This window comes from Coprobacter sp., from assembly GCF_982436375.1.
Map to the genome: position 1 here is coordinate 1 of NZ_CEWDCG010000130.1, position 9027 is coordinate 9027.

Consider the following 9027-nt stretch of genomic DNA (forward strand, 5'->3'; position numbering starts at 1 on the left):
CTTTAACCCACTGCGGCAAATTACAGAAAAAAATAAAAGTAGGGACAACCGTATCTTTCAACTGTGTCACATATTTTATTTTTACATATTTCCCCTTATGCGCAGGAGGCGGATAATTCTCTATAACAGACAACATTTCTTCATTGAGTTTTGCTGTTGGAATCCGCATCATACGATTCTGATAAACTTCAGCCGCAGATTCCAAAACTTTAAATATTCTCTGCTTGGTAAGAGCCGAAGCATACACGATCGGGAAATCAACAAAAGGAGCAAAACGCTCACGAATAGCCGACTCAAACTCTTTTATCGCCTTATTGGATTTGTCTTCTACCAAATCCCACTTATTTACACAAACGACCAACCCCTTTTTATTTTTCTGAATAAGGGAAAAAATATTCAAATCCTGACTTTCTATCCCCCGTGTCGCATCAATCATCAAAATGCAAACATCGGCACTTTCTATAGCCCGAATAGAACGTATGACAGAATAATATTCTATATCTTCGGTCACTTTCCCTTTCTTCCGGATTCCGGCCGTATCTACCAGATAAAAATCAAACCCGAATTTATTATAACGAGTAAAAACCGAGTCTCGTGTAGTACCGGCTATATCCGTTACAATATAACGATCTTCTCCGATAAAAGCATTTATGATAGAAGACTTTCCGGCATTAGGGCGTCCCACAACGGCAAAACGCGGAATATCGTCCTCCACCGTTTCTTCCTCCTTTTTCGGGAAACGAGCAACAATATCATCAAGCAAATCACCAGTTCCAGAGCCGTTGATAGCCGACAATGTATACGGGTCTCCCAATCCGAAAGAATAAAATTCTGCAGCAGCATATTGCCATTCATTGCTGTCTACTTTATTGGCAACCAGAATTACCGGTTTTTTCGTCTTCCGTAAAATAGACGCAACATGATCATCCAAATCCGTTCCTCCGTGCATGGCATCTACGACAAACAGAATAACATCGGCTTCCTCTATTGCAATAGCTACCTGCTTATTGATCTCTTCCTCAAAAATATCATCCGAATTTACAACCCAACCGCCGGTATCTATAATAGAAAATTCTTGCCCACACCATTCGACCTTACCGTACTGTCGGTCTCGTGTCGTTCCGGCAACTTCATTTACAATTGCTTTTCTCGACTTTGTCAGACGATTGAACAGAGTCGATTTCCCCACATTAGGACGTCCGACTATAGCCACTATATTTCCCATAATTCCTCCATTTTTTTATTAGATTAACCGACTTCCCGTCGGGATGGTCCGAGATTCGTATCAATCGAGTTGATACCCGAAACTCTTCAATTTATTTTCTTTATTACGCCAGTCTTTCTCCACCTTTACGTACAATTCGAGATATACTTTCTTTTCAAAAAAAGCCTCAATATCTTTTCTTGCCAAAGTTCCGACCTTTTTCAATGCACTGCCTCCCTTTCCTATAACGATACCTTTTTGAGAATCTCTCTCGACATAAATTATCGCCATAATATGAATATGTCCTTCATCTTCCTTAAATTGCTCTACGGCAACCTCCACGGCATAAGGGATCTCTTTATCATAAATCTGCAATATTTTTTCTCGGATTATCTCCGTAACAAAAAAACGGGCAGGTTTGTCCGTCAAAGAATCTTTCTCAAAAAACGGAGGAGAAGGAGGCAAAAGTTCCTGAATCCGTTTCAGTAAATAATCAAGATTAAATTTATATTGGGCAGAAACCGGTATTATCTCAGCATTCGGCAACAAAGAGTGCCATTCTTCTACCAAACGCTCCAGATCTTTCTGATCTTTCAACAAATCGACCTTATTGATCAACAGCAAGACTGGCACAGACTGAGAAGCCACACGATCCAGAAAACCCTGATTCTTTGTCGGCATCTCCACTACATCTGTCACATACAGCAATATATCCGCATCTACCAAAGCCGATTGGGAAAAATTCAACATAGACTCCTGCAACTTGTAGTTCGGAGACAACACTCCAGGAGTGTCCGAATAAACAATTTGCATATCATCGGTATTCACAATACCCATAATACGATGACGAGTTGTCTGGGCCTTAGAAGTAATGATAGAAATTCGCTCCCCTACCAAAGAATTCATCAATGTGGACTTCCCGACATTAGGATTTCCCACTATATTCACAAAACCGGCCTTATGCATAATTCTGATTTCTAAAGTTTCTTGAACAAATATAATAAAAACGATCAACAGAATCTCATCTATCCCTCGTTTTTCATCCTTAACAACCCTGGAATAAGAATGTTGGGTTAAATCGACTCAACATTCCTTAGAATCTGTTTAACATCTTACTTAAGGTAAAATAAAACGGTTCTCAACAGGTTTTAAGAAGCCGTCTAAACAGGCCTCTAATAAACATTGCCTTAGGAGGGAAATGCCGAACATAAAAATACGCTAAGCTGCGCACAACAGAATGAGCGTTACTCGGCGTATCTTATTAATTGTAAAAATGAATATATTATTTCGTATCGTAAGCCCATTTCAGGTAAACTGCTCCCCAAGTAAATCCGGCTCCGAATGCTGTCAATACAAGGTTATCTCCTTTTTTAAGCTTACTTTCCCATTCAGAGAGACACAAAGGTATAGAAGCTGCACTTGTATTTCCATATTTCTCAATATTCATCATCACCTTTTCTCGGGCAATCCCCATCCGGTCTGCAATAGCTTCGATAATCCGAGCATTTGCCTGATGCGGAACAAACCAGTCTATCGTATTAAGATCTAAATCGTTTTTGCGCATAATACTCTGAGAGACCTCTAACATATCCGATACCGCATGCTTATATACTGCACGTCCTTCTTGATACACATAATGTTCTTGATTATCGATCGACTCATGCGTAGCAGGATAAGCAGAACCGCCCGCTTTCATAATCAAATGCGGCAAACCGATTCCATCGGTATGCAATTCCGCATCAATAACACCTAAAGCTTCATCTGAAGGTTCGAGCATTACCGCCGCTGCAGCATCTCCGAACAAAGGACAAGTAGAGCGATCTGTATAATTCGTCATAGAAGACATCTTCTCTGCCGATAAAACGATCACCTTTTTATACAACCCGCTTTTAATATATGCCGCCCCAGCCTGTAATGCTACCAAAAAACCGGCACACGCAGCCTGTATATCATACGAAAAACAATGCTTTAAACCAGACTTTTCCGCAATAATCGATGCCGTAGAAGGGAAACGATAATCCGGATTAGAAGTGGCGCATATTACTAATTCTACGTCGTCGGGATGAACCGACGTCTTTTTCAATAATTCATTTACAGCCCGATATCCCAATTCTGAAGAACCGAGTCCCTCGCCTTTCAAGATACGACGCTCCTTAATCCCTACCCGGGTGGTAATCCACTCGTCATTGGTGTCCACCATAGAAGATAACTCTTCATTTGTAAGGATATAGTCCGGAACATAAGAGGCTACACCTGTAATTATTGCATTTTTTATATCCATAGTCAGTAAATAGGCAAATTAAAAAAATGCCCTAAACCTTCCTATTTAGGGCCAGATCTTATAAGCTCGCCGATTGCCGTCTGGCAATTTAAACAGCAGCTTCTTTTTCGATAGCTAATTTACCGCGATAGTAACCGCATTCACCGCATACTGTATGATAAATATGCCATGCACCGCAGTTAGGACATACTGCCAATGTAGGAGCTACAGCCTTATCGTGAGTTCTTCTTTTAGCTGTTCTTGTCTTCGATTGTTTTCTTTTAGGATGTGCCATTTTCTTATTACTTTTAATTATTATCTATTAATTTCTTCAACTCGTCCCATCTCGGGTCTGTTTCTTCATTTGTCATATCGTCCGCATCAGATTCGTCATCAAAAATCCCGTTATCATCTTCATCTCCATCATCGGCAGAGCGAGCAGAATGTTTTTTCAATTTCATACTCATAGTCTTATTACATTTCCCTGCCGGATGCACATGCTTCAACGGAATAGTCAATGCTATAAACTCATACAAAAACCATGCAATATTGATTTCACCTTCGGCTTCGGGAACGATAACCACGTCATCATTCTCCTCACTATATTCACTTCCGAACTTCACATACAAATGTTCATTCGTAGCAACCTCAAAATCCATATTGTCAAGACATCGATCACAAGGAATTAAAATAATCCCGTTAATCGCAAATTTTAATTCGAATGTTCCCCCTGTCCTTTTTACCGACAGAACCACATCTACTGATCCTCTCTGCACTTCCGGACCATCGATATTCTTAAAGAATTGATCATCCAAGTGGTACTCATAATTTTGAGTTCCTTCAGGCAGACTTTTTAACGGTATCTTATATAAATTGAACTTTCCCAATGATTACAGACGTTAAAACCCTGCAAAGGTATAAAAAATAATCTTTACCCGTCAAATTTTCGCCTGTTTTTATTGCATCTTTGCAAAAATCAACACAATAAACATATTTTAATCAGGAAAAATTTATATACCCGAGCACCGTCAAGAACGCTTCAGCTCTATCCTGAAAGTAGTTCCCTTTCCCGGCTCGGACTCCTTAACATATATACGCCCTTCATGATACTCTTCGATTATACGTTTTACCAAAGTCAATCCCAATCCCCAACCCCTCTTTTTAGTCGTATATCCGGGATTGAATACCGTTTTGAATCGTTTGCGAGGAATACCTTTTCCCGTATCTCTTACATCGATATAGCATTTATCTTTATCTGCTTGTAACGAAACATCAATACTTCCTTCTCCATCCATCGCATCAATTGCATTCTTACACAAATTTTCAATAACCCACTCCAATAGAGGCAGACAGTACATTCCTCCGATAGGCTCTTCCGGCAGATGCGTCATTAACTGTACTTTATTTGAAATCCGTCGGCGCATATAATCTGTAGCATTCACCAGTACCTCATTTATATACATAAACTTCATCTCCGGTTTCGATCCTATTTTCGAAAATCGCTCGGCAATAACAGACAAACGCTTTACGTCTTTACCCATATCATTTAACAAATCCTTATCTACACCGTTCAGCTCCAACAGATCAAGCCATGCCAATAAAGACGAAATAGGAGTACCTAATTGATGAGCGGTTTCCTTCGACAGTCCCACCCATACTTTATTTTGTTCCGCTTTCTTACTACTCATTAACGCTAAATAAGCAATTAATATAAAAAGCAGCATAACTGCCAGTTGAATATAAGGGAAATAAGAAAGGCGCTTAAGTAAAATAGAATCATCATAATATAAATATTGACGTGTATGCTCATCGATATAAATTTCTATTTTATTAGATCCCGATTTAAACTCTTCGAGCTTTTTTCTCAAATAAATATCCGGAGATTTTTCAGGAATCTTCAAGTTTAAGATCTGACGAATACTATCTTGTCCGTCGGCAACAATCACGGGGATAGAGGTATTGCTTTGAATAATCTTCAAAATCAAACCCATATCCATATCGGTATCATTACTCGCCACCTCTCGTGTCGCTTCTGCCCAGATCTCCATCTTATTACGCTCCTCCACAGAAAGATCTGCAACCAACTGATTCGATATATACAAAAAAATACCCACCAGTAACATAGAAACCAAAAGGAACACTATTTTTACTTTCTGACGGGCATCATAAATATTCTGCATCGTAATTTCAATTAAATATACATTGTTAAAACGTTATAAACCGAAAAATATTGTTGCAAACCAAATATACGAAAAAAGCGTGTTCCCAAAACAGAAACACGCTTCTCTATATCGATTAACACCTCAAAAATTATTCAGCATTCAATGTGATACGTTTAAATACCGTAACAGTTAAATCCTTATTGTGAGATTTAAGATACTGTTGAATAGTTTCTTTCGGTTCTTTTACAAAAGCTTGTTCGAGCAATGTCGATTCTTGGAAGAATTTATTAATACGTCCTTGAGCAATCTTATCGAGCATTTCTTCTTTCTTGCCTTCTTGACGAGCTTTATCCTTTGCGATTTCCAATTCCTTTGCAACAACATCAGCAGGAACTTCATCACGACTCACCGAAATAGGATTCATTGCCGCAACTTGCATGGCAACATCACGAGCTACTTGATATTCAACTTCAGGAAGATTGAACCCTACGATAGTAGCCAATTTATTTCCCGGGTGAATATAAAATATTGTAGAAGGAGCTTGTACAAACTCATAGAAACCGAGTTCCATTTTTTCTCCGGTAACACCACTACGGTCAACGATCAAGTCTGCAATAGAACGCCCATCTATAGTCAAAGCTTTCAGAGCTTCAAGATCTGCGGGTTTATTCTCCAATGCAGCATCCAAAATCGATTGAGTCAAAGCAACGAAATCTTTATTTTGAGCAACGAAGTCTGTCTCACATTTCAGAGCGACGATCGCAGCGAAATCTCCTTTTGTTGCAGCCAATACACAACCTTCCGAAGCTTCACGATCTTCACGTTTAGCGGCAATAGCCTGACCTCTTTTACGGATAATTTCCATTGCTCCGTCAAAATCTCCGTTAGCTTCATTTAATGCATTTTTGCAATCCATCATACCTGCTCCTGTCATTTTACGAAGCTTGGTAATATCTGCCATTGTAACTGCCATATATTTTTCTCCTTTTAATTGATTATTAAATTTAATACACAAAGAGTAAGTCTCGATACAAAACGAAACTCACTCTCTGTTATAGACTGAATGTTAAATATTTATTATTCTTCAACGTCTTTCATGAACTTTTCGGCAACGTTAGCATTCAATGCTTCGTCATCCTCCTTTTTAGTTCTTTCTTTTTTCACAGCGCGAGTTTTTCTCTCTTTTTTAGGAGCTTCGCCTTCTGCAGCTTCAACATCTACTTTTTCAGCTTTTCTTTCTTCAAGACCTTCAGCAATAGCACCACATACTGCACCGAGAATAACCTCGATAGATTTTGTAGCATCATCGTTTGCCGGAATAACAAAATCGACATTCGAAGGGTCAGAATTCGTATCTACCATAGCAAATACCGGAATACCCAAACGATTCGCTTCACGCACAGCAATATGCTCTTTCATTACATCGACAACAAAAAGAGCCGAAGGAAGACGGGTCAAATCAGCAATACTGCCCAACGTCTTTTCAAGTTTAGCACGCTGACGAGTCACTTGCAATTTTTCACGTTTCGACAAATTGTCGAAAGTCCCGTCTTTAGTCATTTTATCGATAGTAGTCATTTTCTTAACAGCCTTACGAATCGTAGGGAAGTTAGTCAACATACCACCAGGCCAACGTTCAATAACGTAAGGCATATTTACAGCAGCAGCTTTATCAGCGACTACTTGTTTAGCTTGTTTTTTAGTCGCTACAAAAAGCACCTTTTTACCTGATTTCGCAATCTGTTTCAGTGCAGCAGCAGCTTCATCGACTTTAGCAACTGTTTTATAAAGGTCAATGATATGGATACCATTGCGCTCCATAAAAATATAAGGAGCCATTGCCGGGTTCCATTTTCTTTTCAAGTGTCCGAAGTGAACACCGGCTTCTAATAATTGGTCAAAATTTGTAATAGACATTTTTTCTTTTTTTAGTTCGTTTACATTCTACTAATTCAATTGCAGGGTAATCTTCCATTGAGTAAACCTCTGAGACAGAGTCCCGGCAATTTGGATACTAAACGCTGAATACTTGCCGCGAGAAAATAAGCAAAAATATTAACGTTTGCTGAACTGGAATCTCTTTCTCGCTTTCGGTTGTCCCGGTTTCTTACGTTCAACAGAACGAGGATCACGAGTCATAAATCCTTCGGCTTTCAATGCCGGTTTATCTTCAGGATTAATTTTTACCAATGCACGGGCAATTGCCAAACGCAACGCTTCTGCTTGTCCCTTGAAACCTCCGCCGTCCAAATTTACTTTAATATCATATTTTTCAGCTACACCCAGTTTGTTCAACGGTTGTTTTACAACATACTGAAGAATACTTGAAGGGAAATATACGGCAAGATCTCTTTTATTGATAGTGATAACACCTGTTCCTTCGCTTACGAATACACGTGCAACTGCAGCTTTTCGTCTTCCTATTGCATTAACTACTTCCATACTGCTTATTTAAGAGAATTTATATCAATTGTTTTAGGTTGTTGTGCTGCGTGCGGATGTTCCGATCCTGCATATACATATAGGTTTCTCAACAATTGAGCTCCCAATTTATTCTTAGGCAACATACCTTTTACTACTCTATTAAATAATTTCGCTTCGCCTTTCTTAATCAATTCAGCAGGCGAAGTTTTTTTCTGACCACCAGGATAGCCTGTAAAATTCAAATACACACGATCTGTCCATTTATTTCCGGTCAAAATAACTTTATCCGCATTGATAATAATTACATTGTCACCACAATCTACGTGCGGAGTATAGCTCGGTTTATATTTGCCTCTCAATAATTTGGCAACCTTAGCCGACAAACGTCCCAACACCTGATCGGTTGCATCTACTACAACCCATTCTTTTTGTACAGTTGCTTTGTTTGCAGAAATGGTCTTATAACTTAAAGTATCCACTGCTTAAAATTTTTATTTGTTAATTACTTAAAATGCACATAGCTAACCCCTCTTCGGACACTGAAGCGGAAGCTATCTACTAAAATTTTCTCAAACTTTGATAATAATCGGCTCGCAAAGGTACGGTTTTTATCTGAAAAACAAAACTTTTCACAGAAAAAAGAAAGGATATTATTCAACCCTAAAAAAATAAAGAAGTCCAAATATCAACATTCAGACTTCTTCTCTTTATAGTAAACTCTATCAATTAAAAAAAACTGCACCAGAAATAAGCATACTAAAAAACTTAAATGCAACTTATAAATAAGCTTTGAACAAATTTAATAAGATACTAAGAAAGCCCTATAGAGCATCTAAAATTACATATTAATAGATGAATATATAAAAGAGAATGCTGCAATATATACTCTTAAAAAAACATAATAACATGAACTTTCCAAAAAAATCATCTTTTTCAAGAAGACAAGAATATCTACTCCTTGATCTCCGGGAGAGGAT

The 9027-nt window shown here is 38.5% G+C and carries 10 protein-coding genes; all 10 read right to left on the bottom strand.

Annotation, left to right across the window (positions count from 1 at the left end; all coding sequences use genetic code 11):
• The coding region (gene der / locus AC1WHX_RS08180) for a ribosome biogenesis GTPase Der (protein ID WP_481229129.1) at positions 1-1225 on the bottom strand (1225 nt) is incomplete at its 3' end.
• 60 nt (positions 1226-1285) lie between these two features.
• Complete coding sequence (gene era / locus AC1WHX_RS08185) at positions 1286-2170, bottom strand: GTPase Era (protein WP_009319217.1); 885 nt, start codon at positions 2168-2170, stop codon at positions 1286-1288.
• Between the two features lie 316 nt (positions 2171-2486).
• Positions 2487-3485: a beta-ketoacyl-ACP synthase III gene (locus tag AC1WHX_RS08190; RefSeq protein ID WP_009319218.1), complete on the bottom strand. Its 999-nt coding sequence runs from the start codon at positions 3483-3485 to the stop codon at positions 2487-2489.
• A gap of 88 nt (positions 3486-3573) precedes the next feature.
• On the bottom strand, positions 3574-3759 hold the full coding sequence (gene rpmF / locus AC1WHX_RS08195; protein WP_009319219.1) for a 50S ribosomal protein L32: 186 nt from the start codon (positions 3757-3759) through the stop codon (positions 3574-3576).
• 13 nt (positions 3760-3772) lie between these two features.
• Positions 3773-4351 (bottom strand): YceD family protein, encoded by a 579-nt coding sequence (locus AC1WHX_RS08200; RefSeq protein ID WP_122338494.1) that lies wholly within the window; start codon positions 4349-4351, stop codon positions 3773-3775.
• Positions 4352-4492: 141 nt separating this feature from the next.
• A complete protein-coding gene (locus tag AC1WHX_RS08205; RefSeq protein WP_122338493.1) occupies positions 4493-5644 on the bottom strand; it encodes a sensor histidine kinase in 1152 nt (383 codons plus the stop codon).
• A gap of 130 nt (positions 5645-5774) precedes the next feature.
• Positions 5775-6599 (bottom strand): translation elongation factor Ts, encoded by an 825-nt coding sequence (gene tsf, locus AC1WHX_RS08210; RefSeq protein ID WP_122338492.1) that lies wholly within the window; start codon positions 6597-6599, stop codon positions 5775-5777.
• Positions 6600-6703: 104 nt separating this feature from the next.
• Complete coding sequence (gene rpsB, locus AC1WHX_RS08215; RefSeq protein ID WP_022389892.1) at positions 6704-7543, bottom strand: 30S ribosomal protein S2; 840 nt, start codon at positions 7541-7543, stop codon at positions 6704-6706.
• A 138-nt stretch (positions 7544-7681) separates the two neighbouring features.
• Positions 7682-8068: a 30S ribosomal protein S9 gene (rpsI, locus tag AC1WHX_RS08220; RefSeq protein WP_009319224.1), complete on the bottom strand. Its 387-nt coding sequence runs from the start codon at positions 8066-8068 to the stop codon at positions 7682-7684.
• Between the two features lie 5 nt (positions 8069-8073).
• On the bottom strand, positions 8074-8529 hold the full coding sequence (rplM, locus tag AC1WHX_RS08225) for a 50S ribosomal protein L13 (RefSeq protein WP_009319225.1): 456 nt from the start codon (positions 8527-8529) through the stop codon (positions 8074-8076).
• Positions 8530-9027: the final 498 nt, after the last annotated feature.